Raw genomic sequence first — 25,914 nt, 5'->3', positions numbered from 1 at the left:
GCCTAACCTGCTGCAAGCAGCTCCAATTTCACTTCATCAAGCAGGCGCTTGCCCTCGGCGCCCTGGATACGAGCGATATCATCCTGGTATTTCAACAATGTGCCCAAAGTGTCCGAAACTGTCTCAGGATCGAGCACCAATCGATCCAGCTCGGTCAAAGCGGTCGCCCAGTCGATCGTCTCGGCAACGCCGGGGTTCTTGTAGAGATCGAGCGCACGGAGCTTCTGCACATAGGCAACAATCTGCCGCGATAGAGCCTCGCTGCAATCAGGCACCTTGCGGCGGATGATCTCCAGCTCATGCTCCGCCTGCGGATAATCGACCCAATGGTAGAGACAACGCCGCTTGAGCGCGTCGTGTACCTCGCGCGTGCGGTTCGTGGTGATGATGACGATGGGCGGTTCATTCGCACGGATGGTGCCAAGTTCCGGCACCGTCACTTGAAAGTCGGAAAGCACTTCGAGAAGGAACGCTTCGAATGCCTCATCGGTACGATCAAGCTCATCGATCAGAAACACCGGCGCCCGGCCGCCGACGCCCGACAGCGCCTGCAGCACCGGCCGGCGGATCAGATAGCGTTCGGAGAAAATATCGGCCTCTATGCGCTCGCGATCGGTGATACCCGATGCTTCCGCGAGGCGGATCTCCAGCATCTGGGCCGGATAATTCCACTCGTAGACGGCCGACGAGACATCCAGACCTTCGTAACATTGAAGACGGATCAATGGCCGGTCGAGCGCCTTGGACAGGACCTTGGCGATCTCCGTCTTGCCCACGCCGGCCTCGCCCTCCAGGAAAAGCGGCCGCTTCATCTTCAAAGCCAGAAAAAGTACCGTGCCGACCGCGCGCCCGGCCAGATAATCATGAGCGCCGAGCAGCGCTATCGTCTCTTCGATCGAACTCGGCAACGAAGGTGATGATTCTTGATCCGCCATGATAACTCCCTCGAGGGAGTTATAGCGCGTGGTAGCCGCGGTTCATATACAGCAATGCCGGCTTTGGCTCGCTATAGCGTATGGCCATGACCTCGCCGAAGATGATGTTATGGGTCGAAGCCTGTTTGATCTCGATCACGCGGCAATCGAAGGCGGCCAGCGCATCCGCAAGGACAGGCGCGCCGGTGGCCAGAGTCTCGAATTTGCCGGCGGCAAAGCGCTCGTCGGTCGTCATCTGCGTCTTGCCGGAAAAGGCGTCGGCCAGCGACTGGTGGTCGGCACCGAGCGTATTCAGCGCGAAGATGCCGCTGTTGAAGAAGATCTCGTTCTTGATGTTGCTGTTGTTGAGGCAGATCAGAACCGTCGCCGGACTATCCGATACCGAGCAGGCTGCCGTGATCGTCACGCCGCGCCGCTCACCACCGAGCGCCGTCGTCACCAGTTGCACATGCCCCGCATAGCGGCTCATGGCATCGCGATAAAGCGCCGGATCCATACGCTGCCTGTCTAGCACCACCGTCTCCATCTTCCTGTGATACCCCGTCTTCGTTCAATATGGCGGGCAGGTGTTAGCTTTTCTACAATAGCTCTATTGAAAACAGAGGGATTCTGCTGCTTTTTCTTTGACGATCTCCTCCAGACGGATAAATAGAGCAGAAAATTGTCCGGGATAAGCAATCGATGAACGTTCTGCGTCGCCTTCCGCTTCTGTTTGTGCTGCTTTCCGCGGCCGGCAGCAGCTACGCCGCAGATGTTCATATCGGTGTCGTGGCACCGCAGGACGGCAATTTCGCCACGCTGGGTGCCGAGATTACCGCCGGCGCCAATTTCGAGATCCAGGCACAGAAGGACACGGCGACCATCGTCGACGAACCCTGCACGGAGGATGGCGGGCGGGCTGCGGCCGAGGCAATGATCGCCGCCAAGGTGCAGGTAGCCATCGGTTTTCTCTGCACCGAGACGCTGGAAGGCGCCTTGCCCCGCCTCAAGGATGCCGGCATTCCAGCCATTACCGTCTCCGTGCGTTCACGCATCCTGATGGAAGATGCCGTGAAGAACGGCTGGCCGCTATTTCGCCTGGCGCCGGTAGACACTGCGGAAGCTGCAATGGCCATCGACACGATCCTGAAAAACTGGGCAGGCGACCCGTTGGCCCTGATCGACGACGGCACGATCCACGGTCGCGAACTGGTGGGCGCGATCCGCACTGCGCTTGAGGAAAAGGGCTTGAAGCCCGTCTTCACGGATACCTACCGCCCCCTCCAGGATCAGCAGATCGCCCTCGTGCGCCGCCTGAAGAAAGCCGGTGCCACACGGGTATTCATCGGTGGTGACCGCAGCGACGTGGCCGTAATTGCCCGCGACGCCAAGAGCGAGAATATTCCGCTTGCGATCATCGGCGGCGATGCCATGCGCGCCGCCGATCAACCGGTACCGCTGCAGGAGGGCGTACAGGCCATCGCACTACCCGACTACACCAGCCTGCCCGCGGCACAGCCGACCGTGCAAGCCATGCGCGCCGGCGGCATCGAACCGGACGGCTATATCCTGCCGTCGGCCGCCGCAGTCCAGATCGCCAATCAGGCAGCCGAAAGCGCCAAAGCGGAAAACAAAGCGATAGCCGACAAGCTCATCGGCACGGCGTTCCAGACGGCCATCGGCCCCATCACCTTCGGTCAGAACCATGAACTGACCGAAAATGCCTATCGGCTGCTGGAGTGGCGCGGCAGTGCTTTCGTGCCGGCAACTCTGCCATCGAATTGAGGCGATTCAGCCGAGCAAGACGAAGCTTCTTTAACGGTAGGACAGAGCGAAATCCAAATTTGATGATCCGCCACAGCGAATGACCGGAGATAGACGTGAACTCCATGATTGTTGGCGACACCAAATTCTTCGCGATTGAAAGCTCGATAACACGGGCATTTCCAAACCTCAGCCAAAGAGCATTAGGCTACTTCGTCATCCACATCGGAGGGAAGTTGCACGGAGTCCGGAAACCGGACGCCTCAATGTTGGGCTGCTCGTTCGATGGCGTTAACGACCGCTTGCAGCAAGAAGGAACGCATCAAATTCCGCTTCTGTCGAACATAGAAGCGGCTTTGATCGCCGAAGCTTACTTGGAGGCTGTTTATACCGATACAGAACGAACCAACTATTTTGGTCTGTCAAAGGCCAAGTTTGCGGACCTTATACATAAGAGCGCGGTGGTCTGGGCTCCGGATGGCGATGAGGCCTTCGATGACGGAAGCCATATTCTTCAATTCGACGTCGAGAGCAAAGTTCGCCTCATCGCTTTCAAAAACACCGGCTATCTTGAGGGATTGGTGAGCACAGTCGCAGAGGAATGGCTCGACGCAGAGGTCTTCTACAATGTCCTATCTCGTTGGAGTGATTTGTTTGCTGCGGAATGGGCGTTAAAGGTCCAAGAAAGTGGTGACGCACTCGCGAAGAAATAACGAGCATCCGTCGAATCCGCGCGCCGCATCAACGTCATCTGCATTGTTTGCCCGCCGAAGCGGTGCTAATCCAGACTGAAAAAATCAGATGGAGCTCAGCTTTCCCATGACCTTGCCGATCCGCATTGCCCCTTCCATTCTTGCCGCCGATTTTGCCAAGCTCGGCCAGGAAGTGAAGGATGTGACCGAAGCCGGAGCCGACTGGATCCATCTCGATGTCATGGATGGGCATTTCGTGCCGAACATTTCCTTCGGCCCCGACGTGATCAAAGCCTTGCGTCCCTATACGACCGCCACCTTCGACTGCCATCTGATGATCACGCCCGCCGATCCCTATCTCGAAGCCTTCGCCAAGGCGGGCTGCGACCGGATTACCGTGCATGCCGAAGCCGGCGTCCACCTGCACCGCTCGTTGCAGACGATCCGGCATCTCGGCAAGAAGGTCGGCGTCACCCTCAATCCGGCAACGCCGCTCTCGATCCTGGAAAACGTGATCGACGATATCGACCTGATCCTGATCATGTCGGTCAATCCAGGCTTTGGTGGCCAGAAGTTCATTCCGGCCATGGCCGACAAGATCCGCAATGCCAGGTCTCTGATCGGTGACCGGCCGATCGAGCTGGAGGTCGATGGCGGTGTCTCCACCGATACGGCCGAGCTCATCATCGCCTCCGGCGCCAATGTCCTTGTTGCGGGGTCCGCGATCTTCAAGGGCGAATCAGTCGACGCCTACAAGCAAACGATCGGCGATCTCAGGGCTGCGGCCGAACGAGGTCGCGTTGGATCGAACTAATCCGACCAGCACCATCAAGGCGGCGGGCCGAGCGCGGACCGCCGCCTCCTATTGCCTTGGACTTTTCTGTGGTGCAGCCTGTTGGGGCCTGGCAATGGCGATTTCGGCGCTAGCGGCGCTGTATCTGCGCAATGGTCTTCTGACGAGCCACCTGACCGCCCTCACCCTCGTTTATTTTTTCGGTGGCACCCTCTCCTGGCTCGTCATGGTGCCGCTTACCGGGCATTTCACCAAACACCGGCCGCCCAGTGCACGTTTCGCCGCATTCCTTCTCGTATTGTCAGTCGGTACCGTAGCCGCGACAGCTTTCCTCTTCGCCATGGACTATCGCTGGTTCTATGCGCGCTGGCACGCTCCGTTCGGCTCGCTTATCTGGATATTCCAGTTCCTGTTTACCGGCGCCAGCGCCGTCTACCAGTTCGCAGTCCTCGGCCTGACCCTGTTTCTGCCCTTCGGTCTGTTTTTCCTGATCGCTGCCGCCACATATCTTGCGCGACATAGGCGTTGCGGTGAAAGATCGACGCGACAAACATTGTGATTGCCGCCCGTCTTTGTTATGGGGGCGCCGAGGTTTCCTTTACCGTTAGCCAAGAAAGCTTTGAGCCCATGATCCCGCGCTACTCCCGACCGGAAATGGTCGCCATCTGGTCGCCCGAAACCAAGTTCCGTATCTGGTTCGAGATCGAGGCCCATGCCTGTGATGCGCTCGCAGCTCTCGGCGTCATTCCGAAGTCGGCCGCCGACACCATCTGGGAAAAGGGCGGTAAGGCAACCTTCGATGTCGACCGCATCGACGAGATCGAGGCCGTCACCAAGCACGACGTCATCGCCTTCCTGACGCATCTCGCCGAAATCGTCGGACCGGATGCGCGTTTCGTGCACCAGGGCATGACCTCTTCCGACGTGCTCGATACCTGCTTCAACGTCCAACTCGTGCGGGCTACAGACCTGCTGCTCGCCGATATCGACAAGCTGCTGGAAGCCCTGAAGCGCCGCGCCTTCGAGCACAAGGATACCGTTACCATCGGCCGCTCGCATGGCATCCATGCCGAGCCCACCACCTTCGGCGTCAAGCTGGCGCTCGCCTATGCCGAATTCGAGCGCTGCAAGCAGCGTCTGATCGCGGCCCGCGAGGAAGTCGCGACATGTGCGATATCAGGCGCTGTCGGCACCTTCGCCAATATCGACCCCCGCGTCGAGGAACATGTCGCCGCTGCACTCGGCCTGAAGCCGGAGCCGGTCTCCACGCAGGTCATCCCGCGCGACCGTCACGCGATGTTCTTCGCCACCCTCGGCGTCGTCGCGTCCTCGATCGAGCGCCTTTCGACCGAAATCCGCCACCTGCAACGCACCGAAGTTCTCGAAGCCGAGGAGTATTTCTCGCCCGGCCAGAAGGGCTCCTCGGCCATGCCGCATAAGCGCAATCCGGTTCTCACGGAGAACCTGACGGGCCTCGCCCGTATGGTTCGCTCTTATGCCATCCCCGCCATGGAAAACGTTGCGCTTTGGCACGAGCGCGATATCTCGCATTCGTCAGTCGAGCGCATGATCGGTCCGGATTCGACCGTGACGCTCGACTTTGCTCTTGCCCGTATGACCGGCGTTATCGATAAGCTGCTCGTCTACCCGGACAATATGATGAAGAATATGAACAAGTTCCGCGGACTTGTTCACTCACAGCGCGTCTTGCTGGCGCTCACCCAGGCAGGCGTTTCCCGCGAGGATTCCTATCGTCTCGTTCAGCGCAATGCGATGAAGGTCTGGGAGGAAGGCAAGGATTTCCTCGAGGAACTGCTCGCCGACCAGGAAGTGCGTGCAGCACTGTCCGAAGAAGAGATTCGCGAAAAGTTCGACCTCGGCTACCACACCAAGCATGTCGACACGATCTTCAAGCGCGTCTTCGGCTAAGATTTGGCTGGATTGCTCTGATTGCGAGTTGAGGCGGTGCCGCTAGTGCGCCGCCTTTTTCGTTTGTTGGCAGATTTGGCGGCGACCGTGCGATTGTGCTCGACGCTTTCACCCGCATCGCCCGCATGCCGCTCGTGATGGCGTTTCGCTGCCTTCTCAACCAGCCGGTCCAGATGCTTGAGATCTTCGTCATCGAGATTTTCGATGCCGATGAAGCGGTTTTCGGCCGCGCTTGTCAGGATCAGCTCGTTGAGCTTGGCCTGGATTGCCCGCGTGTCGCGCGTCTGGGCGTTTTGCAGCAAAAATACCATCAGGAAGGTGACGATCGTCGTGCTGGTGTTGATGACAAGCTGCCAGGTATCGGAATAAGCGAAGATCGGCCCGGTGGCGCCCCAGAGGATGACGGATAACAAGGCCAGCACGAATATAGCCGGTTTGCCCGTCCATTCCGAGACCGTGATCGCAAAACGAGTGAAGATATGCGTAAGCCAGGCCATGATCCGCATCTCCTTGATGATGCGGATCAACGTGGCAACGCTGTTACGGTTCCAACCATTTACAGGAGCCGCTGAGAATGCCGATTTCTAGTCCTGTGCTACCACCAGCTTGCGGTAGAGATGCCAGGATGCATGGCCAAGTATCGGCATGACGACCGCCAGCCCCGCAAAGATCGGGATGGTGCCGACGACAAGAAGTGCCGCCACGATCAGCCCCCAGACAGCCACCGGAACCGGATTGGTCAGCGTCGCCCGAATGCTCGCATCGATCGCCGCGACGACACCGACATCACGGTCCAGCAGCAATGGAAAGGTAACGATCGTGGTCGCCAGCGCGACGAGTGCGAAGACGAAGCCAATCGCGTCACCCCAAATCATCATGGCCATCCCTTCCGGCGTGGTCAGGACACTGGAGGCGAACGAAGAGAGCGTAGGCGCTACGCCATCCCCGAAATAGAGGAAATAGATATTCTGAGCCACAAAGAGCCAGACGATGAACAGGCCGAGCAACATGAGGCCCGCGACGATGATCGACGGCAGTGCCGGTGAAAAGCGCACATCGAAGGCATGGCTCCAGGACGTATCCAGCCCCTTCTCGCGTCGCCGGCTGATCTCATAGAGACCGATCGCCGCCATGGGTCCGAGCAAGGCAAAGCCGGACATCAGCGGAAATAGCAGCGGCAACAGATTCCGGTCGGTGCTCCAGATCGCCAGCGCAATGCCGGCAATCGGATACATCAGACACAGGAAAACGTAGTGCGAAGGCTTCTCGCTGAAATCGTCCAGCCCCATTTTCAGGGCGTCGACGAGATCGGCGATCCCGATCTTGCGGATGGCGGGGCGCGTAAAGCTATGGTCCGCTCCAGCCATGACGTGAAATGCCGTCATAATGCTCTCCTCCTCAACCGTGGTGCTCGGCTGGCGGTGCAAAATGGCGGCAAAACAGGCGCCGACATCGTCATTCGCTACCGGCAAAGGCCAGCCTAACAAATTTTGCCGCAATTGTCGCCTTTTTCCCTTGACAGTTGGGCTCACACTTTCCACATCGGCGCATCATGAAAGTCTCCGACGCAGATATCCTCATAGTCCCCGGTTACACCAATTCCGGCCCGGATCACTGGCAGACGCGCTGGGAGCAGAAGCTCTCGACGGCGCGGCGCGTGGAACAGGCCGAATGGTCAAAGCCGGTTCGCGATGACTGGATCGCGCGCATTGCCGAAGAGGTGAATGCTTGCGACAAGCCGGTCGTGCTCGTGGCGCATTCGCTTGGCGTACCCTCCGTCATCCATGCGATCCCGCATTTCCGCAACAAGGTGGCCGGCGCCTTCCTGGTCGCGCCGCCCGATGTCGCCAATCCCGACATCCGCCCGAAACATCTGATGACGTTCGGCCCCTATCCGCGCGAACCCCTGCCGTTTCCTTCGATGACGATTGCAAGCCGCAACGACCCCTTCGGCAGCTACGAGCACGCCGATGACATCGCCAACAGCTGGGGCTCTCTGCTGATCGATGCCGGCGAGTCCGGCCATATCAACAGCGAATCCGGCCACGGGCCGTGGCCCGAGGGAACGATGGTCTTTGCCAAGTTCCTCAGCCAGTTGAAGCCGTGATATAGGTGAAACGGACGTTCGATGGATGCAGACCGGCTCACTAGCCTGTGAAGTACCGGCCACCTTCATTCCATCGTTAGATAAAAGCCTGTAAAACAGGTGATGACCGGATCCCGATTCTTGCTTTGGCACCCCGCCATGGCCGGAATTCCGAGTAAGGAGGCGTTGGCGGATTGTGAATTCGCTTCTTATCCGTTATGGGGACGCCCACATACGATCCACTTGCGCTATCCCGTGAGCGCCAAAGACAGAGAACAATACCAATGAACCGTCGCCGCCGTATCTACGAGGGCAAGGCCAAGATCCTTTACGAGGGACCTGAGCCGGGCACGCTGATCCAGTTCTTCAAGGACGATGCCACCGCCTTCAACAAGAAGAAGCACGAAGTTATCGATGGTAAGGGTGTTCTGAACAATCGCATCTGCGAATATATCTTCAGCCATCTGAACAAGATCGGCATTCCCACGCATTTCATCCGTCGCCTCAACATGCGCGAGCAGTTGATCAAGGAAGTGGAGATGATTCCGCTCGAGATCGTCGTGCGCAATGTTGCTGCCGGCTCGCTCTCCAAGCGCCTCGGTATCGAGGAAGGCGTGGTGCTACCGCGCTCGATCATCGAATTCTATTACAAGTCCGACGCGCTCGAAGACCCGATGGTTTCCGAGGAACACATCACCGCTTTCGGCTGGGCAAATCCTGCCGAGCTTGATGACATCATGGCGCTTGCCATCCGCGTCAACGACTTCATGACCGGCCTTTTCCTCGGCGTCGGCATCCAGCTTGTCGATTTCAAGATCGAATGCGGCCGCCTGTTCGAAGGCGACATGATGCGTATCATCCTTGCCGATGAGATCTCGCCCGACTCCTGCCGTCTCTGGGATGTCGAGACCCGCGAGAAGATGGACAAGGACCGTTTCCGCCGCGATATGGGCGGCCTGCTGGAAGCCTATTCCGAAGTGGCCCGCCGCCTCGGCATCATCAATGAAAACGAACCCGTGCGCGGCACGGGACCGGTTCTCGTCAAGTAAGTTCAGGAAGGACAATCGTGATCAAGGCTCGTGTAACCGTCACGCTGAAGAACGGCGTTCTCGATCCGCAGGGCAAGGCAATCGAAGGCGCGCTCGGCGCGCTTGGCTTTGACGGCGTTCATCAGGTCCGCCAGGGCAAGGTTTTCGACCTCGAGCTTGAAGGCACCGACAAGAGCAAGGCCGAGGCAGAGCTGAAAGCCATGTGCGAAAAGCTCCTCGCCAACACGGTAATCGAGAACTTCAGCATTTCGATCGACTGACGGCATCCATGGCATCCACCAAACTCCAGACCGAAATCTCGAAATTCATGAGCTACGTGCTGAGGCACGCGCCGCATGAGGCTGGATTGGTCCTGGATTCGGAAGGTTGGGTGTCTTTCGACGATCTGAAAAAGGTGATCTTCGATCGCTTCGATGTCACCGAGGCCGATATTCTCGAAGTGGTCGAGTCCAATTCGAAGAAACGCTTCACCTTGCTGGATCATCGCATCCGAGCAGCGCAGGGTCATAGTGTTACGGTCGATCTGGCGCTCAGCCCGGCAATGCCGCCATCGAGGCTATTTCACGGAACATCGCTCGAAAGCTGGCCGGCAATCCAAAATTCCGGGCTGACGAAGATGCAGCGTCATCACGTTCATCTCTCACCGGATGTCGAAACAGCCAAAATCGTCGCGACGAGACGCAAGGGTGGCTACATCATCCTTGAAATCGACGCGGCGCGCATGCACGCGGAAGGTCATTCTTTCTTTGTCAGCGACAATGGAGTATGGCTCACCGATCACGTTCCAAGCCTGTATCTTTCGCCTCTCTCGGGAACAGCATCATGAAATCAGCAGTCGTCCAACTCCCCGGCCTCAACCGCGATCGCGACATGATCGCGGCGCTGACCAAGATTTCCGGCCATGCGCCGGTGACCGTGTGGCAGACCGAGACCGAGATTCCGGATGTCGACCTGATCGTCATTCCCGGTGGCTTTTCCTATGGCGACTACCTGCGCTGCGGCGCAATCGCTGCCCGCATGCCGATCATGCAGGCGATCAAGGACAAGGCCGACAAGGGCGTCAAGGTTCTCGGCGTCTGCAACGGTTTCCAGATCCTGCTCGAAGCCGGAATGTTGCCCGGTGCGCTGATGCGCAATGCCTCGCTGAAGTTCGTTTGCCGCGAAGTGAAGCTGGAGGTCGTCAACGCCGAAACGGAATTCACCAGCGCCTATGCCAAGGGCCAGGTCATCCGCAGCCCGGTTGCGCATCACGACGGCAATTATTTCGTCGAGCCGGAGACGCTGAAGGCAATCGAGGGCGATGGCCAGGTGGTCTTCCGTTATGCCGAAGGCACCAACCCGAATGGCTCTGTCAATGACATTGCCGGCGTCATCAACGCCAAGGGCAATGTACTCGGTATGATGCCGCATCCGGAAAACCTGATCGAGGCTGCGCATGGTGGCAATGATGGCCGTGGCCTCTTCGCCTCCGCACTCGGCGTGATCGCAGCCTGATAAATCCCCAGGTCTGGTACGGAAAAAACCATAAAATCGACGTCTTTGCACAAAAGAGCAGGGCGTCGGCAAAAAAGCCGTTCTGCTCCTTCGGCAAAGCCGGACCTAACCGCTTATTGGAAAGAGATTGATGCGCCCTCGCCTCCTGACAGGACTTTACTCCGCCGCTGCCATCGCGATGCTTGGGCTTCTGGTAACCTCATGCGGCCCGCGTCCGCCGAGCATAATCGCGACCGATCACAGCGCGCTGTCGACGATGGAGCGCGTCATGCTCAATGCCAGCGCCTGCTGGTTCAAGTCATCCGACCCGGCCTTTGCCGGTTATCAGCTCTCTCCGGAGCTTAATTCCTTTACCGGTCGTCCGCGCATTCTCGTGGTCGACAAGAAACATCCGACCGGCCGTCCATCCCTGGTTGTCCAGGCGGAAGGCAGCCCGGCCCAATTGCAGGCCTTCGGTCCGATGATGAACGGCGCCTCCGGCGGCCGTATCACAGGCGACGTCAATCGCTGGGCTGCGGGCTCGAAGAACTGCACCTAGGCCAATAGCCCGCTCGCATTCTGCGACGCCGCAGCCAAAGCATGACGTGCCCTCAACTTCAGGGACCATTGTCATGGATAGATTCGTCATTCTTTCCTGTTGCTCGGGCGGCGGTAAATCGACGCTGCTGGAAGCGCTAAGGCTGCGCGGCCACCGTGTGGTCGAGGAACCGGGTCGGCGCATTGTCACTCAGGAGCTGGATAGCGGCGGCTCCGCGTTGCCATGGGTGGATGCCACCGCCTTCGTCCGCAGGGCAATCGATGTATCACTCGCCGACCGCGAGGCAGCCGCGAAGCTTCCCGGCATCGTCTTCTTCGACAGAGGATTGATCGACGCGGCGTCGGCACTCCAACAGCTTACCGGCGAGCCGGCCTTGACGACCCTCGGTCAGTCGCATCGCTATAACAGGCATGTCTTCCTCACGCCGCCATGGCCGGAGATATATGTCGGGGATCACGAGCGAAGACATGACCTCTCCGACGCCATCACCGAGTATGATCGCTTGACGATCGATTATCCTGCACTCGGCTATCAGGCCCATATCCTGCCGAAAATCGGCGTGGAGGAACGCGCCGATTTCGTTCATTCCATTCTGGGGCTGGGTTAAGCAGAACACAAGCCGCCGTGGTACTGGCGCGCCGTCTCGCTTCAATCCCAGAAGAACGACTTGCTGACCTCGGCCCTGGCCTCGCTTCGTGTCAGCCCGACATCGCTCAACTGATCATTCGTCAAGTCCCGCAGCGCCCGCCGACTTTCGCGTTTCTGCACCCACAGCAACAAGGACGTCCAGAGACTATACGCGACACGGGACTTTGGCTGCGCCACTCCTGCATCTCGGGCCGGAGTAAAGGCCTTCTTGCCGTCGGTCCGACAGATTGTATCAATTGTACTCATTTCACTGCTCGCTTGATGGTGACATTAGGTTACGTACCGAGCCAAACGATACAATTGACACTTAGTATTGACTCCATAACCAAGACAATCTAGGAAATTGTCATTATGACAAATTGGCTCCCTGACATTTCCAGTGGCAACGGACCGGTCTATATCCGCGTTGCCGACAGCATCGAGAACGCGATCACCCATGGCGTTCTGCCGCCCGGCACGAAATTGCCGCCTCAACGCAACCTTGCCTACGATATCGGCGTCACCATCGGCACGGTGAGCCGCGCCTATGCGCTGGTGCACGAGCGCGGTCTTGTCGCCGGCGAGGTCGGTCGCGGCACCTATGTGCTGGAGCGTTCGAACGGCAAGCAGATCGAACAGGTGGACCCGATCACCCAGGCGCTTGCCGGCACCCGCGGCCTCAATACGCCCGATGCGAGGATACGCTTCGATACGACGGCCGCTCCGGACATCGGCCAGGGCGAGATCATTGGCAAATTGTTCGCTGATATCAGCAGCGAGCATCAGTCGGAAATCTCCTCCTATTCCAGGAATTTTCCGACGAGCTGGTTTGAGGCAGGACAGATCTGGCTTGCCCGCAACGGCTGGAAGCCCGACATCGAGACCGTCGTGCCGACGCTGGGCGCCCATGCCGGCGCCATTGCCGTCATCTCGGCCGTCACCTCGCCAGGCGACAAGATTGTCTTCGAAAACCTGACCTACACCCAGATCAGCCGAGCCACCCGCCTCCTCGGACGACGCTCCATATTGGTCGATTCCGACGAGCACGGCATGATTCCAGATGATTTCGAGCGGCTATGCCAGCAGCAGCATCCGCGCCTGGCCTTCCTCATGCCGACAGCACATAATCCTACTCTGGTGACAATGCCGGAATCGCGCCGGCGCGCGATCGCCGCCATTGCACGCAGACACAGTGTCTGGCTGATTGAGGACGATCTCTACGGGGGCATGACCGGCGACCAGAACCCGTTGATGGCAGCCATCGCGCCCGAGCGCACTTTCGTCGTCAGCAGCCTGGCGAAATCCGTGACGGCCGGCGTGCGCGGCGGCTGGGTCGCCTGCCCCCCGCATTTCGCGCAGCGCATCAAGGTCACGCACAAGATGACCACCGGAGGCCTGCCCTTCATTCTGGCCGAAACCTGCGCCCGCCTGGTGCTGGGCGGCCACGCACTGGATCTTCGCCGCAAATCGGTCGAGGAAATCAGGGCGCGTGAGCAAATTGCACAGGAGGCGCTCGCAGGATTCGAGTTCAACTCCCACCCGCATCTGCCGTTCCTGTGGTTGAAGCTGCCTGAACCCTGGTTGTCAGGCACCTTCAAAAATGCCGCCATTGCCGACGGCGTCCTCATTGACGATGAAGACGAGTTCAAGGCGGCGCGCATGGAGAAGGTCTATCACCGCGTTCGAGTCGCTTTCTCATCCCCGAAGCGACGGGAGGACGTTGCTGCAGGTTTTATGACGCTGCGTCGGCTGCTGGAAAACGGCTCATCGGGCTACGATAGTCACATTTAAGCAAGCCTTAGCAATTATCGACAACTGGCATGTGAGATTTTGATTCTCCCATCTCGACTCCTAGCACCCTACCATTCTATCAATAAGTCATGAGTCGCCCGCCATACCAGGGGGAGTGCATGGCCATCGATAGCGTTTCAGCATGCAATTTGAGCAAGCGTTTAGTTGCGAGTTTTCTGGCAATCAGTTCGATATTTTTTGCAGGTGAGTCCGCCGCGAGTGCCGCCGATGCGGTTGCGGCCGCACCGGCACCTAAGATTTTCGACGAACTCCGTTTCGGAGCGAGTGGATCGATCCAGAATGGATACGATCACGAAAAGGGTGTTTTGCCTGACGTCGAAGTGCTCTTCAATCCGTTCGGCTACAATCCGACCGCTGATTGGAAAGATCAGTTGGCCCATCCGCGCATCCATTTGGGAACCTCGATCGGCACCGCCGGATCGGCGACCCAGGTCTATGCCGGCCTTTCCTGGACGCTGACGCACAGCAACGGCATCTTCACCGAAGCTGGCTTCGGCGGAACGGTACATACCGGCAATATCGATGACTGGAGAGAACACGGCCCGATGCTCGGCTGTCGCTTCCTTTTCCACGAATATGCCGGTCTCGGATATAATTTCGACAGCCATTGGAACATGATGGCGCAGATCGCGCATTCCTCGAATGCCAATCTTTGTGATGGTCCGAACGGCGGCATGACGCGTGTCGGCCTTCTGGTCGGCTACAAATTCTAATCGTTGGCGTGCGGCCGCAAATGGCCGCACTGCTGCTTACTTGTTATGAATGCCGGCGTGTTGTGAACGCCGGTGATTTTCCTGTCGCACGACAGGTTGACTTGCGCTAAAGAGACCTCGATCCCCTGACCGGCCTTCAAACCCTTTCCAGGCAAGGACCCTCGAGCGCCCATGACCATTTCCAATACGATCCAGATCACCCCCGAACTGATTGCCTCCCACGGCCTGAAGCCGGATGAATATCAGCGCATTCTGGATCTGATCGGCCGCGAGCCTTCCTTTACCGAGCTCGGTATCTTCTCGGCCATGTGGAACGAGCACTGCTCGTACAAATCCTCCAAAAAGTGGCTTCGCACCCTGCCAACCAAGGGACCTCGCGTCATCCAGGGCCCCGGCGAGAACGCCGGCGTGGTCGACATCGATGATGGCGATTGCGTCGTCTTCAAGATGGAAAGCCACAACCACCCCTCTTACATCGAGCCGTATCAGGGCGCTGCCACAGGCGTCGGCGGCATCCTGCGCGACGTCTTCACCATGGGTGCCCGCCCGGTTGCCGCGATGAACGCGCTGCGCTTCGGCGAGCCGGACCATCCGAAGACCCGCCACCTCGTCTCCGGCGTCGTCGCTGGCGTCGGCGGCTATGGCAATTCCTTCGGCGTGCCGACAGTCGGCGGCGAAGTCGAGTTCGATGCACGCTACAACGGCAATATCCTGGTCAATGCCTTTGCAGCCGGCCTTGCCAAGTCCAATGCCATCTTCCTGTCGGAAGCCAAGGGCGTCGGCCTGCCCGTCGTCTATCTCGGCGCCAAGACCGGCCGTGACGGCGTTGGCGGCGCCACCATGGCGTCGGCCGAATTTGACGAATCGATCGAGGAAAAGCGCCCGACCGTTCAGGTCGGCGACCCCTTTACCGAAAAATGCCTGCTGGAAGCCTGCCTGGAGCTGATGCAGACGGGCGCCGTCATTGCCATCCAGGACATGGGTGCGGCCGGCCTCACCTGCTCCGCCGTCGAAATGGGCGCCAAGGGCGACCTCGGCATCGAGCTCGAGCTCGATAAGGTGCCGGTGCGCGAAGAGCAGATGACCGCCTACGAAATGATGCTGTCGGAAAGCCAGGAGCGCATGCTCATGGTGCTGCAGCCGGAAAAGGAAGCCGTCGCCAAGGCGATCTTCGTCAAGTGGGGCCTGGATTTCGCCATCGTCGGCAAGACGACCGACGACCTGCGCTTCCGCGTCATCCATCAGGGCGAGGAAGTTGCCAACCTGCCGATCAAGGATCTCGGCGATCAGGCTCCGGAATATGACCGCCCGTGGCGCGAAGCCGACAAACGCGCTGCCTTGCCCGCCGATCTCGTGGCTGCACCGGAAGATTACGGCCAGGCACTTTTGAAGCTGGTCGGCTCCGCCAACCAGTCCAGCCGCCGTTGGGTCTATGAACAATACGATACGCTGATCCAGGGCAATTCGCTGCAGCTTCCGGGCGGCGACGCCGGCGTCGTCCGCGTCGAAGGCCATGCCACCAAGGCGCTGGCATTCTCGTCGGATGTGACACCGCGTTACGTCGAAGCCGATCCATTCGAAGGCGGCAAGCAGGCCGTGGCCGAATGCTGGCGCAACATCACTGCAACCGGCGCCGAGCCGCTGGCAGCGACCGACAACCTCAATTTCGGCAACCCGGAAAAGCCCGAGATCATGGGCCAGCTGGTCGGCGCCATCAAGGGCATCGGCGAAGCCTGCCGCGCCCTGGATTTCCCGATCGTCTCGGGCAACGTCTCGCTCTACAACGAGACCAATGGCGTCGCCATCCTGCCGACCCCCACCATTGCCGGCGTCGGCCTGCTGCCGGACTGGAAGGCGATGGCCCGCATCGGATCTGCCTCTGAAGGTGACCGTGTCCTGATGATCGGCCTTGACGGCAGCCATCTCGGCTCCTCTATCTACCTACGCGATATTCTGGGCTCGACCGAGGGTCCGGCTCCGGAAGTCGATCTCTTTGCCGAGCGCCGCAACGGCGATTTCGTCCGCTCTGCGATCCGCAACGGCCAGGTCACGGCCTGCCACGATATCTCATCGGGCGGCCTGGCATTGGCTCTTGCCGAAATGGCGATGGCATCCCGCAAGGGCCTGAAAATCGATCTGAGCGAAGGCAAAACGCCGACGCATGCAGCGCTTTTCGGTGAGGATCAGGCGCGCTACGTCATCGCCGTCCCGGCCGATGTCGCCGATTTCGTCTGCATCAATGCAGAAAGCGCCGGCGTTCCCTTCCGTCGCCTCGGCACCATCGGCGGTGATGCGCTTGTCATCAATGGCGTGCTGTCGCTTCCGGTTGAACAGTTGCGCGATGCGCATGAATCGTGGTTTCCTGCCTTCATGGATGGCAGCGCTCTCGCTGCAGCAGAATAGATCGAGGTATACCACCCATGCCAATGAACCCCGGCGATATCGAAGACATGATCAAAGCCGGCATTCCCGGAGCCAAGGTGACCATTCGTGACCTGGCTGGGGATGGTGATCACTACGCCGCTGAAGTTGTCGCGGAAGCTTTCCGCGGCAAGAGCCGCGTCCAGCAACACCAGATGGTCTATGATGCCCTGAAGGGTAATATGGGCGGCGTCCTGCACGCCCTGGCGCTGCAGACGTCAGCGCCCGACTGAGACGACCTGCGCTTCAATGCCGGAGTTGACCGTCAGCTCCGGCATGTTTTTCACAGAAAATTCCGCGAAGCGTGATGCCGGCAACGGGCCTGAGGTCATCAGGGTAAAATCGAAGAACGCGCGCACGTCCGGCCCCAGCACATATTGCCGGTGAACCCGCAGGAAATCGCGTTTGATCTTGGCATAGTGCTTTGCCGACAGCATCTGCTTGAAGCGTATGAACAGGATCGAGGCCTGTTCGGCATCCGGATGCCAGCAAACCTCAACGACCTTCGTCTTGTAGAAATGGATCGCGTCGGTCAGACAGTGCACATCCAGCCAGAAGATATCCTTGCAGCGCGCGAGCAGACCGACACGCGAGCGCAGCACCGTTGCCGGTCGCATCAGGGCGCATTGCAGAATGGCGCTCCCCAGCGTCACAAACACCACCCGCTTGCCGCGAAGGAGCTCAGGTTCACGCTCGAGCAGAAGGCCGACGACATGGGTCGCCACCGACGATCCCATGCTGTGTGAGGAAATAACGATTTCATCGGCATCGGACTCATCCAGCGCCTGTCGTACGCTGATCGCGCATGCCTCGATCCATTGTTCGCCGCCGATGCCGTTCAGGCCGGCCATCGCGACAGCCATCTCCCAATCGGAAAAGAGATGCAGCGTATGCAGCTTTTCGGCCTGTGGCAGGAAAATGTAGACGAAGAAGGCCACCGCCAACGCGATGCTGCCAATATGACTCCAGGCCGGCAATCCGAACATGAACGGCGTAAATGCAATGGAAAGGCTGAGCAACAGCCCGATGAACATCAGCAGGAACGGGAAGATGAAGAACAGGCCAAAACGCCATGCATGGCGAAAATAGCCAGTCATCCCTCCCGAAGACGCAACTCGCGCGGCCGCGAGATAACCTTGCGCCATCCGGGTAAAAAAGGGCCTGCCATTCAGTGCCGTAACCAGATCGTCGTGATCGACAATGTGAACACGGCTTTGGGTCTTCCACTCACCACCGGCCGTACTCACGTCGAAATAGGGCGCCCGGCCAAAATTCTTCAACTCGCCGAGGCTAACGGAAAAATCCCACACGGCACCAGCCTGCCTCGCCGAACGTTCGTAGCGGGCGCGATGCGCAGTAGCATCCAATGGCTCGAAGCCAGGGAAGTGGAGAACTACCCTCTTCCTGATATTGTTCATAATGTTGTCAGTCCCCGGGGCAGGCTTACGGCGTCAGATACACAGAGCGATGCGAAAACCACGCGCTATCGGCTTTTTCATGGCAGTATTCCACAAAGCCATTCGAAAAACATGAAAAATCAAAAGAGTATCGTCATGCGCGCCCGAAACCGAAGGGCATTCCGAAGAAATACCCATCTGTTCCCCAAACGGAATGACATGGACCATCGGCTTGAACACGAGAAAACCGATTCAGATCAGCACTCCCGGCCAGGATAAGGCGACATCTCCGCACATGGATCCGTCGGCGGTGCCGTCATGATCTTCTCGACGATCGGCGGCGTGGCCAGTTGCGGCGTTGGCTCGATCGAAGCGCGATAGCCGAATGCTATGCTGAGAATCAGCACGATGGCACTGACGGTAACAGTGCTGTTTAGTATCGATGCTTTTGGGGTGCGGACATGCTCATAATATTCCCGCTCGCCCTCACTCGTCTCTTCAGAGCTATAAAACTCACGCTCTTCACCAACCTGGCCCTCGGAATAATGATGATGGCTCATGGTGTTCGCTCCCTCAAAATACGAATGCAATCCTCAGCAAGGAACCGATGCGCGCCAAATCGCACCACTCGACCGACTCTAACAAACATACCGGCCGTTTGTAAATTAGATAGCACCCTAATATTAATCGCCCCTTGCTTCTGATTTATTTGTGTTGTTCAGTCTTCGAGTTGAAGAGGCGATTTCAAAACGCACTGTTCAAGAAAAATGGCTAATCGACAGATTCCGCAGCTCTCCCAGTCGCGCGCATCGAAAATTCATTCATGCGATGAAAAAGACATACGGTACGTTTTGCGTCTGGAAATCCAATCGGTCGCTTGCTATTTATGGGAACAGATTTAACGCTGCGGGCCTTGACCCCGCATGTGAAAGGAACTGGACAATGAGCGGCATCAACGAATTCATCGCAAATGAAGTAAAGAATAACGACGTTGTTCTCTTCATGAAGGGCACGCCCCAGTTCCCGCAGTGTGGTTTCTCGGGCCAGGTGGTCCAGATTCTTGACTATATCGGCGTAGATTATAAGGGCATCAATGTCCTCGCAGACGCTGAGATCCGTCAGGGCATCAAGGACTATTCCAACTGGCCGACCATTCCCCAGCTTTACGTGAAGGGCGAATTCATCGGCGGCTGTGATATCGTGCGCGAAATGTTCCAGGCGGGCGAGTTGCAGCAGCACTTCCAGGAAAGCGGCATCACCGTTCGCGCCGCCTCCTGACCGGTCACCGGGCTTCTCGTCCGGTTTCCATGTTCAATTCGATCGATAAGGCGCTGCCGCCGGGCAGCGCCTTGATATGTTTATGGGAATAAAACCGTGACGACTTCATCCCAGGCTATGTCCCAGGGGCAGCTGCCCATGGGCAAACGCGAGTTCATCGTGCTCGCGGCCTTTCTGATGGCGATCAATTCGTTGGCCATCGATATCATGCTCCCTGCCCTGCAGCAGATCGGCTCCAGTCTCGGCGTCGAAAACGAGAACCATCGGCAATATGTGGTTACCGCTTATCTGATCGGCTTCGGCTCGGCCCAGCTCATTTATGGGCCCCTGTCGGATCGTTTCGGCCGCCGCATCCCCTTGTTGATCGGCATTGTCGTCTACGTCGTCTCGGCCTTCGGCATTGCTCTTATTCCATCCTTTGCCGGACTGCTTGCACTGCGCTTCATTCAGGGCCTTGGCTCGGCGGCAACGCGCGTCATCACCATCTCCATCGTCCGCGACGTCTTTGGCGGCCGATTGATGGCCGAGGTGATGTCGTTGATCATGATGGTCTTCATGATCGTTCCGGTCATTGCGCCCGGAAGCGGCCAGATCATCATGCTCGTCAGCACCTGGCACATGATCTTCGTCTTCATCGGCACCATGGCGACGCTTGTCGGTCTGTGGATGTATTTCCGGCTTCCCGAGACGCTGAGGCCCGAGAATGTAAGGCCGCTGACCGTCAGGTCGGTCGCATCCGGGTTCAAGATGGTTCTGACCAACCGCGTTGCGCTCTGTTACACCATCGCCAGCACGTTCCTGTTCGGAGCACTCTTCGGCTTCATCAATTCCGCCCAGCAGATCTACAGCGGCATTTACGGACTTGGCGTCTATACACCCGTCGCCTTTGGCGGCGTGGCGCTGTTCATGGCCCTGTCTTCCTTCATCAATTCGCAGCTCGTCGGCCGCTTCGGCATGCGTCGGCTGTCGCATGCCGCCCTGCTCGGCTTCTCCTTCATCACCTTCATCTGGCTGATGGTGCAGCTTTACGGCCCGGCGCCAATGCCTTTCCCGCTGTTCATGATCTTTTTCGCGCTGGCCATGTTCCAGTTCGGCTGGATCGGCTCGAATTTCAACTCACTCGCGATGGAGCCACTAGGCCACGTCGCCGGAACCGCATCCTCTGTGCTCGGCTTCATGAGCACGGTCGGCGGCGCATCGATCGGCGCCGGCATCGGCCAGTATTTCAACGGAACCGCGACACCGATGGTCATCGGTTATTTCACCGTCTCGTTGATCGGCCTGATGTTCGTGCTGATTGCCGAAAAAGGGCGGCTGTTCCGCCCGCACAACGCGCCGCCACCGGCCGACCAATCCCTCGCATTGCATTGACAGGCACATTCACATGACCCCGCCTCAAGACCATACGCCGGCCCAATCCGGCTCCAACCGCATCGGCCTCGGCATCGTCGAATTCATCTTCATCATCGCATTGATGACGGCGAGCATTTCGATGGGCATCGACAGCATGCTGCCGGCGCTTCCGAACATTGGCCAATCCCTCAATGTCGCCAACCCCAATGATACGCAGCTTGTCATCGGCGTCTATTTCCTCGGCTTCGGCATCTGCCAGCTGTTCTTCGGCAGCCTGTCGGATACCTATGGCCGGCGTCGCATTCTGCTCGGGGGCCTCGCCTTCTACACGGTGACGCTGTTCGCAGCGGCCTGGAGCGCAGTCTCTTCGCCCTGCTTGCTCTGCGCTTCGCCCAAGGCGTCGGCGCCGCAGCCGTGCGCATCACCACGCTCGCCATCGTCCGCGATTGCTTCGGTGGCCGTGAAATGGCGCGCGTCATGTCCTACGTCATGATCGTCTTCATGATCATGCCGATGGTTGCACCCTTCGTCGGCCAGTTGATCGTTGCCTATTCCAACTGGCAATGGATCTTCATCCTGATCGGCATCGTCAGCGCCGGCCTGTTCCTGGTCGCCTATTTCCGCATGAAGGAAACGCTTCCTGTCGAAGAGCGCCTGCCGCTTTCGGTCGCATCCGTGATCTCCGGCTTCAAGACGGTGCTGACCAACCGCATCACCTGCGGCTACATGATCGGCTTGACGCTCTACACGGGCGTGATCTGCGCTTACATCGTCTCGGTGCAGCAGGTCTTCGGCGAAGTCTATGGTCTCGGAGACACATTCCCGATCGCCTTTGCGGCAACGGCCGCCGGTACAGCGGTGGCGCAGTTCGCCAACGGCTATTTCGTCCGCAGCTTCGGCATGCGCCGCATTTCCCATGCAGCCATGATCGTCTTCACCCTTCTCGGCGCTGTCGGCTACATCGTCGGCATGTTCGGCCAGCCAAGCTTCACCTTCATCTATGTGCTGATCTCGATCATGTTGATGATGTTCGCAGTCATCACCACCAACTGCATGGCCATCAGCCTGGAGCCGATGGGACATCTGGCGGGCACGGCAGCTGCCATCACCAGCTCGATTTCCACGACGGTCGGCGTTCTCCTTGGTGGTATCGTCGGCCAGATGTTCGATGGAACTGCCCAGCCGCTGATCGCCGGCTTCACCATATTCGGTGCGCTCACGATCCTGGCAACGCTATGGGCCGAGCGCGGCAAGCTCTTCACCCATCCCGGCGATACGCCGGCGCTGGAGCCCGGCATGGGTCACGTCTGATCGACGTGACCTCCTTCAAACGCCGCTGCGCGGACGGCTGACCCAGCGCACCGCAGCGGCGATCGCCAGGCCGAACAGCGGCCAGACCGCCCATGGCGTACCGTGCCATGTGAACAGATTGATTGCGACGATGCCGATACCGGTGATCACAAGGCTGGCAATCGCCATGTCGACCTGCTTGTTGCTACGAACGAAGCGGTAAGCATTGACCCAAAGAATGATGAGTATCGGCCATTTCGCCCAGAACTCACCGCTCCAGGTCAGTCCATTGAGTACGGCAAGACCGACGCAGATGATCAGCGGCGTACCGTAATTAAGCCGCCAATCCTGCAGCAGCGGTGTTCTCGCTGCCATATCCGGCGCCCGCGACGGAGCTGGCTGCGGGTTGGGCCGATATTCCGTGGTCGTCGTATCAACCACCTGCACGCCACCGACGCGTACCGCATAGCTTGGCACGCCACCCTCGATATTCTTGACCTCGAGCTGACCGAGGAAATCGAAGCCGACAGCGACCTTGTTGCGGACCTGATCGTAGACGGTATTGGAGATAACGATGCCGCCGGGAGCGGCCCGCGACTGAAGTCGCGCTGCGATATTGACACCGTCACCATAGAGATCACTGCCATCGGCGATCACATCGCCAAGGTTGAGACCGATGCGAAACAGCATCTGCTTTTCAGTATCTATCGCAGCATTGTAGCTGGCAAGCTCGTTCTGGACGTCAACGGCTGCCCGCACGGCTTCCACGACGCTTGGAAACTCGGCGAAGACGCCGTCACCCCAGGTGTTGATCACCCGGCCGCCATGGGCCTCGATTAGCCGCGTCATGGCATCGCGATATCGGCGAAGGGTCGCAAGCGTTCCCTCCTCATCCCTGCCCATCAGACGCGTGTAATCCTGCACGTCAGCGCAGAAGATGGTGGTCAGCTTGCGGCTCGTCTCGGACATCTGCCTCATCCTCTCGGCAGGCGCCGACCGTGGCGCTTGCCTCTACCAAGAAGATAGCCTTCCCGGCGTGACTTTCCAAGTGGTCACGCCGGTCGCCGAGCCAAACGATGCGGCCGGCTATACGGTGAAAACCTCGCGCCGCAGCAGCTCCCAGGAATCCTTGTCGACTGCGATCAACAGTCCGCCATCGAGATGCTGCGGCAGATAGGGCGAACCGTCAAAGCGACGGGCATAAGCGCCGGATTCCTGCGAGATAAGCGTGCCGGCCAGATGATCCCAGGGCATCAGCTTGTTGTACATGAGATAATGGACGTGGCCGCCGGCGAGCGTGCGATATTCATGCGCAGCGCAGCGATAGTTGGTGGAATAACGCACCTTGGCGAGATTACCCATGATCTCCGCCCGCTTGCCCTTCGGCAGGAAGCCGGTCGATGCCATGCCGACCATGTCCTCCAGCGCAACCGGTGGGGCGACCTTCAGGCGCAACGTCTCGCCATCCGGCCGGCGCAACCAGGCGCCACTGCCGCGTTCCGCCAGCACCCAGTCGTCGCCCATCGGATCGAAGATGATCCCGGCAACCGTTTCGCCCTTGGAGATCACCGAAGCCATGACGCCGAAGGCCGGGATGCCGGAGGCGAAATTGAACGTGCCATCCACGGGATCGACGATGATGGCCAGATCCGCGCCGGACAGCTTGTCCAGCAGGGTCGGATCGGCCGCCACCGATTCCTCGCCGATGAAGAGCGCCTCGGGCCAGAGGCGTGATACCTCGGCCTTCACCATCCGCTCGGCGCGTTCGTCGGCCTCAGTCACCAGGTCAGTGGCTTCGCTCTTGACGCGGACATCATCGCTGCCAAGCCTGCGGAAGCGCGGCAGGATTTCCATCTGCGCGGCGCGGCGCAACACATGAGCGAGGGTGGTGATGTCAACGAGCGATGTCATAATATGGTCCTTCCTTTCAGTCGCCGATAATGTCCCGGCGGATCGTTTGCCAGCTATGCCTATCCGGCGCAGAGATAATGCCGCCGGTCGTTTCACCGGGACGGTAGGGTGAGCCGTCGAATTTGGCCGTATAGCCGCCGGCCTCCTGATGCGCCAGCACGCCGGCGAGATGATCCCAGGGCATCAGCTTGGAATGGCCGATGAAATGCCATTTGCCTGACGCCACCATCCAGTATTCATGAGCCGAGCAATTGAGCGAGAACGTCATGCGGGTCTTTGCGAGATTGGCGCAGATGCGCGACCTCTCCGGCTCATCCATATGCCCCCAGGATATCGCGCCGGTCATGGCGCTGAGGGCAGCGGGCGCCGCAACCGAAAGCCGCCTAGCCTGTCCCGTTTGCCGACGCAGGAAGGTACCGGCACCACGCATGGCTGTGACGCTATCTCCAAGGACTGGATCGTAGATGAGGCTGGCAATGGTCTTGCCCTTGGCGACAACGGCGACGATCGTGCCGAACACCGGCAGTCCCGCCGCGAAATTGAACGTGCCGTCCACAGGATCGATGGTAAAGGCCAAATCCGCATGTGCTAACGCCGATACCACCGACTTATCGGCCTCATAGGCCTCCTCGCCAACGATAAGAGCGCCTGGAAAGCGCGCCTTCAGCGCCGCGGTGATATGCTTCTCGGCAAGGAGATCGGCCTCCGTCACCAGATCGATGGCCGAGGTTTTTTCCGATATGTCGGCGTCATCCAGATTGCGGAACCGCGGCAGGATTTCCTGCGCCGCCGCCTCGGCAACGATCGTCATCAGATAGTCGAAGTCCGTATCGGAGAAGGTCATCGGAGGCCTCTGTTTTGAAAGGGCTTCCTCTTATGACCGATTCGATGACGCTGGTGTGGCAAAACTGCCTAATTGGTATCTGTTTGCCCGGTCATCAGACCAGCGAAATCAAAGAGCTTGGGATCGAGCAGATGCGAAGGATTCACATGCGCCAGCGCGCGCAGCATCGTATCCTTGCGGCCCGGCATCCGCCGCTCGATATCGGCAAGCATGTCCTTCATCGCGTTGCGTTGCAGACCATCCTGCGAACCACAGAGATCGCAGGGGATGATCGGAAACTGCATGGCGGCGGCAAACTTGGCGAGGTCGTCTTCGGCGGCATAGGCGAGCGGACGCAGCAGCATCAGGTCACCCTCGTCGTTCAGAAGCTTTGCCGGCATCGAGGCCAGACGACCACCATGGAAGAAGTTCATGAAGAAGGTTTCGAGGATATCCTCGCGGTGATGTCCGAGCACCAGTGCATCGCAGCCCTCTTCGCGTGCGATGCGATAGAGATTGCCGCGGCGCAGACGCGAACAGAGCGAACAATAGGTGGCACCCTCAGGCACCTTTTCCTTCACGATGGAATAGGTGTCACGATATTCGATACGATGCTCGACGCCGATCTTAGCCAGATATTCCGGCAGGACATGTTTCGGAAAGTTCGGCTGGCCTTGATCGAGATTGCAGGCGATCAGATCCACCGGCAGCAGACCGCGCCATTTCAGGTCGAGCAGCAGCGACAGCAGCCCATAGGAATCCTTGCCGCCGGAAATGCCGATCAGCCAGCGCTTCTGCCCCTTCAGCATCTGGAAATCCTCCAGAGCCTGACGCACCTGCCGCAAAAGCCGCTTGCGGAGCTTGTTGAAGGAGACGGACCGAGGCGCGTCGAAAAACATCGGATGCACGCCGGAGCTGGCGTCTTCAGCCTCGATATCGATTTCGTCCATCACCGTCGTTGCGATATTCATTCCATAGTCCTCAGTATCTTGCCACGCTGATAGCAGAAAGCGCGGCAAGAAGACACCGC

The 25,914-nt window shown here is 58.9% G+C and carries 29 protein-coding genes and 1 pseudogene; 19 read left to right on the top strand and 11 right to left on the bottom strand.

Features of this window, described 5'->3' with window-relative positions:
- Window positions 1-2: 2 nt before the first annotated feature.
- Together BSK43_RS20395 and BSK43_RS20390 are read right to left on the bottom strand one after the other, a co-directional pair.
- Complete coding sequence (locus BSK43_RS20395) at window positions 3-935, bottom strand: MoxR family ATPase (protein ID WP_077472721.1); 933 nt, start codon at window positions 933-935, stop codon at window positions 3-5.
- A 19-nt stretch (window positions 936-954) separates the two neighbouring features.
- Window positions 955-1,449 (bottom strand): flavin reductase, encoded by a 495-nt coding sequence (locus BSK43_RS20390; protein WP_068387975.1) that lies wholly within the window; start codon window positions 1,447-1,449, stop codon window positions 955-957.
- Window positions 1,450-1,616: 167 nt separating this feature from the next.
- Between BSK43_RS20390 and BSK43_RS20385 the strand changes: the two genes are divergently transcribed.
- The 5 genes from BSK43_RS20385 to purB all read left to right on the top strand — a co-directional run bounded on the left by BSK43_RS20385 (window position 1,617) and on the right by purB (window position 6,092).
- Window positions 1,617-2,699, top strand: a complete 1,083-nt coding sequence (locus tag BSK43_RS20385; protein ID WP_077472720.1) for an ABC transporter substrate-binding protein — start codon at window positions 1,617-1,619, stop codon at window positions 2,697-2,699.
- Between the two features lie 104 nt (window positions 2,700-2,803).
- On the top strand, window positions 2,804-3,391 hold the full coding sequence (locus BSK43_RS20380; protein WP_077472719.1) for an Imm42 family immunity protein: 588 nt from the start codon (window positions 2,804-2,806) through the stop codon (window positions 3,389-3,391).
- Window positions 3,392-3,497: 106 nt separating this feature from the next.
- Window positions 3,498-4,184, top strand: coding sequence for a ribulose-phosphate 3-epimerase (rpe, locus tag BSK43_RS20375; protein ID WP_077472742.1), 687 nt, complete (start codon window positions 3,498-3,500; stop codon window positions 4,182-4,184).
- Between the two features lie 94 nt (window positions 4,185-4,278).
- Window positions 4,279-4,722, top strand: a complete 444-nt coding sequence (locus tag BSK43_RS20370; RefSeq protein ID WP_136687251.1) for a hypothetical protein — start codon at window positions 4,279-4,281, stop codon at window positions 4,720-4,722.
- A 68-nt stretch (window positions 4,723-4,790) separates the two neighbouring features.
- Window positions 4,791-6,092, top strand: a complete 1,302-nt coding sequence (gene purB, locus BSK43_RS20365; protein ID WP_077472718.1) for an adenylosuccinate lyase — start codon at window positions 4,791-4,793, stop codon at window positions 6,090-6,092.
- Here the strand turns inward: purB and BSK43_RS20360 are convergent.
- Both BSK43_RS20360 and BSK43_RS20355 read right to left on the bottom strand, forming a co-directional pair.
- Window positions 6,089-6,589, bottom strand: coding sequence for a low affinity iron permease family protein (locus BSK43_RS20360; protein WP_077472741.1), 501 nt, complete (start codon window positions 6,587-6,589; stop codon window positions 6,089-6,091). The genes purB and BSK43_RS20360 overlap by 4 nt on opposite strands.
- Before the next feature lie 87 nt (window positions 6,590-6,676).
- Window positions 6,677-7,477: a DUF2189 domain-containing protein gene (locus tag BSK43_RS20355; protein WP_077472740.1), complete on the bottom strand. Its 801-nt coding sequence runs from the start codon at window positions 7,475-7,477 to the stop codon at window positions 6,677-6,679.
- 167 nt (window positions 7,478-7,644) lie between these two features.
- Here BSK43_RS20355 and BSK43_RS20350 point away from each other — a divergent pair, with 167 nt between their 5' ends.
- The 7 genes from BSK43_RS20350 (at window position 7,645) to BSK43_RS20320 (ending at window position 11,866) form a co-directional block, all read left to right on the top strand.
- Window positions 7,645-8,199 carry an alpha/beta hydrolase gene (locus BSK43_RS20350; RefSeq protein WP_068387233.1) on the top strand — a complete coding sequence of 185 codons (555 nt, stop codon included), beginning with the start codon at window positions 7,645-7,647 and terminating at the stop codon, window positions 8,197-8,199.
- Between the two features lie 263 nt (window positions 8,200-8,462).
- The gene (gene purC, locus BSK43_RS20345; RefSeq protein WP_068387236.1) at window positions 8,463-9,227 is read left to right on the top strand and encodes a phosphoribosylaminoimidazolesuccinocarboxamide synthase; all 765 of its coding nucleotides are present in this window, start codon (window positions 8,463-8,465) and stop codon (window positions 9,225-9,227) included.
- 17 nt (window positions 9,228-9,244) lie between these two features.
- The gene (purS, locus tag BSK43_RS20340; RefSeq protein WP_068387239.1) at window positions 9,245-9,487 is read left to right on the top strand and encodes a phosphoribosylformylglycinamidine synthase subunit PurS; all 243 of its coding nucleotides are present in this window, start codon (window positions 9,245-9,247) and stop codon (window positions 9,485-9,487) included.
- An 8-nt stretch (window positions 9,488-9,495) separates the two neighbouring features.
- Window positions 9,496-10,053, top strand: coding sequence for an RNA 2'-phosphotransferase (locus BSK43_RS20335; RefSeq protein WP_077472717.1), 558 nt, complete (start codon window positions 9,496-9,498; stop codon window positions 10,051-10,053).
- Window positions 10,050-10,721, top strand: a complete 672-nt coding sequence (gene purQ / locus BSK43_RS20330; protein WP_077472716.1) for a phosphoribosylformylglycinamidine synthase subunit PurQ — start codon at window positions 10,050-10,052, stop codon at window positions 10,719-10,721. The genes BSK43_RS20335 and purQ overlap by 4 nt, the downstream gene beginning before the upstream one ends.
- Before the next feature lie 130 nt (window positions 10,722-10,851).
- On the top strand, window positions 10,852-11,259 hold the full coding sequence (locus BSK43_RS20325; RefSeq protein WP_077472715.1) for a hypothetical protein: 408 nt from the start codon (window positions 10,852-10,854) through the stop codon (window positions 11,257-11,259).
- A 73-nt stretch (window positions 11,260-11,332) separates the two neighbouring features.
- Window positions 11,333-11,866: an AAA family ATPase gene (locus BSK43_RS20320; protein WP_077472714.1), complete on the top strand. Its 534-nt coding sequence runs from the start codon at window positions 11,333-11,335 to the stop codon at window positions 11,864-11,866.
- A 41-nt stretch (window positions 11,867-11,907) separates the two neighbouring features.
- Here the strand turns inward: BSK43_RS20320 and BSK43_RS20315 are convergent, their stop codons facing one another.
- Window positions 11,908-12,153 (bottom strand): DUF1127 domain-containing protein, encoded by a 246-nt coding sequence (locus BSK43_RS20315; protein ID WP_077472713.1) that lies wholly within the window; start codon window positions 12,151-12,153, stop codon window positions 11,908-11,910.
- A gap of 105 nt (window positions 12,154-12,258) precedes the next feature.
- Between BSK43_RS20315 and BSK43_RS20310 the strand changes: the two genes are divergently transcribed.
- The 4 genes from BSK43_RS20310 (at window position 12,259) to BSK43_RS20295 (ending at window position 17,065) form a co-directional block, all read left to right on the top strand.
- Window positions 12,259-13,677 (top strand): PLP-dependent aminotransferase family protein, encoded by a 1,419-nt coding sequence (locus BSK43_RS20310; RefSeq protein ID WP_077472712.1) that lies wholly within the window; start codon window positions 12,259-12,261, stop codon window positions 13,675-13,677.
- A gap of 119 nt (window positions 13,678-13,796) precedes the next feature.
- Window positions 13,797-14,411: an acyloxyacyl hydrolase gene (locus BSK43_RS20305; protein WP_077472711.1), complete on the top strand. Its 615-nt coding sequence runs from the start codon at window positions 13,797-13,799 to the stop codon at window positions 14,409-14,411.
- Window positions 14,412-14,582: 171 nt separating this feature from the next.
- Window positions 14,583-16,814, top strand: a complete 2,232-nt coding sequence (gene purL / locus BSK43_RS20300) for a phosphoribosylformylglycinamidine synthase subunit PurL (protein ID WP_077472710.1) — start codon at window positions 14,583-14,585, stop codon at window positions 16,812-16,814.
- 17 nt (window positions 16,815-16,831) lie between these two features.
- Window positions 16,832-17,065, top strand: a complete 234-nt coding sequence (locus BSK43_RS20295) for a BolA family transcriptional regulator (RefSeq protein WP_004108912.1) — start codon at window positions 16,832-16,834, stop codon at window positions 17,063-17,065.
- On the opposite strand, the gene BSK43_RS20290 is transcribed toward BSK43_RS20295, so the two are convergent.
- On the bottom strand, window positions 17,051-18,250 hold the full coding sequence (locus tag BSK43_RS20290) for a hypothetical protein (protein WP_077472709.1): 1,200 nt from the start codon (window positions 18,248-18,250) through the stop codon (window positions 17,051-17,053). The two genes, BSK43_RS20295 and BSK43_RS20290, sit on opposite strands and share 15 nt — an antisense overlap.
- A 236-nt stretch (window positions 18,251-18,486) precedes the next feature.
- The gene (locus tag BSK43_RS20285) at window positions 18,487-18,789 is read right to left on the bottom strand and encodes a hypothetical protein (protein WP_077472708.1); all 303 of its coding nucleotides are present in this window, start codon (window positions 18,787-18,789) and stop codon (window positions 18,487-18,489) included.
- Between the two features lie 382 nt (window positions 18,790-19,171).
- Between BSK43_RS20285 and grxD the strand changes: the two genes are divergently transcribed.
- From grxD to BSK43_RS20270, 3 genes and pseudogenes are all read left to right on the top strand, one after another.
- Window positions 19,172-19,507 (top strand): Grx4 family monothiol glutaredoxin, encoded by a 336-nt coding sequence (gene grxD / locus BSK43_RS20280; protein ID WP_077472707.1) that lies wholly within the window; start codon window positions 19,172-19,174, stop codon window positions 19,505-19,507.
- 138 nt (window positions 19,508-19,645) lie between these two features.
- The gene (locus BSK43_RS20275; RefSeq protein WP_077472706.1) at window positions 19,646-20,878 is read left to right on the top strand and encodes a multidrug effflux MFS transporter; all 1,233 of its coding nucleotides are present in this window, start codon (window positions 19,646-19,648) and stop codon (window positions 20,876-20,878) included.
- A 13-nt stretch (window positions 20,879-20,891) separates the two neighbouring features.
- Window positions 20,892-22,171, top strand: a pseudogene (locus tag BSK43_RS20270) (multidrug effflux MFS transporter).
- 15 nt (window positions 22,172-22,186) lie between these two features.
- Here BSK43_RS20270 and BSK43_RS20265 read toward each other — a convergent pair.
- The 4 genes from BSK43_RS20265 to ttcA form a co-directional block, all read right to left on the bottom strand.
- Window positions 22,187-23,119 carry an adenylate/guanylate cyclase domain-containing protein gene (locus BSK43_RS20265; RefSeq protein WP_077472705.1) on the bottom strand — a complete coding sequence of 311 codons (933 nt, stop codon included), beginning with the start codon at window positions 23,117-23,119 and terminating at the stop codon, window positions 22,187-22,189.
- Window positions 23,120-23,236: 117 nt separating this feature from the next.
- On the bottom strand, window positions 23,237-24,061 hold the full coding sequence (locus tag BSK43_RS20260) for an inositol monophosphatase family protein (protein ID WP_077472704.1): 825 nt from the start codon (window positions 24,059-24,061) through the stop codon (window positions 23,237-23,239).
- A gap of 16 nt (window positions 24,062-24,077) precedes the next feature.
- A complete protein-coding gene (locus tag BSK43_RS20255; RefSeq protein ID WP_077472703.1) occupies window positions 24,078-24,905 on the bottom strand; it encodes an inositol monophosphatase family protein in 828 nt (275 codons plus the stop codon).
- 68 nt (window positions 24,906-24,973) lie between these two features.
- On the bottom strand, window positions 24,974-25,855 hold the full coding sequence (ttcA, locus tag BSK43_RS20250) for a tRNA 2-thiocytidine(32) synthetase TtcA (RefSeq protein ID WP_077472702.1): 882 nt from the start codon (window positions 25,853-25,855) through the stop codon (window positions 24,974-24,976).
- Between the last annotated feature and the right edge of the window lie 59 nt (window positions 25,856-25,914).

The sequence above is a fragment of the Rhizobium sp. P44RR-XXIV genome, assembly GCF_001999485.2.
In the GTDB taxonomy this organism is placed as follows: Bacteria; Pseudomonadota; Alphaproteobacteria; order Rhizobiales; family Rhizobiaceae; genus Rhizobium.
Note: the sequence above shows the minus strand (reverse complement) of the source record. Positions and strands in the feature narration are given on the sequence as shown.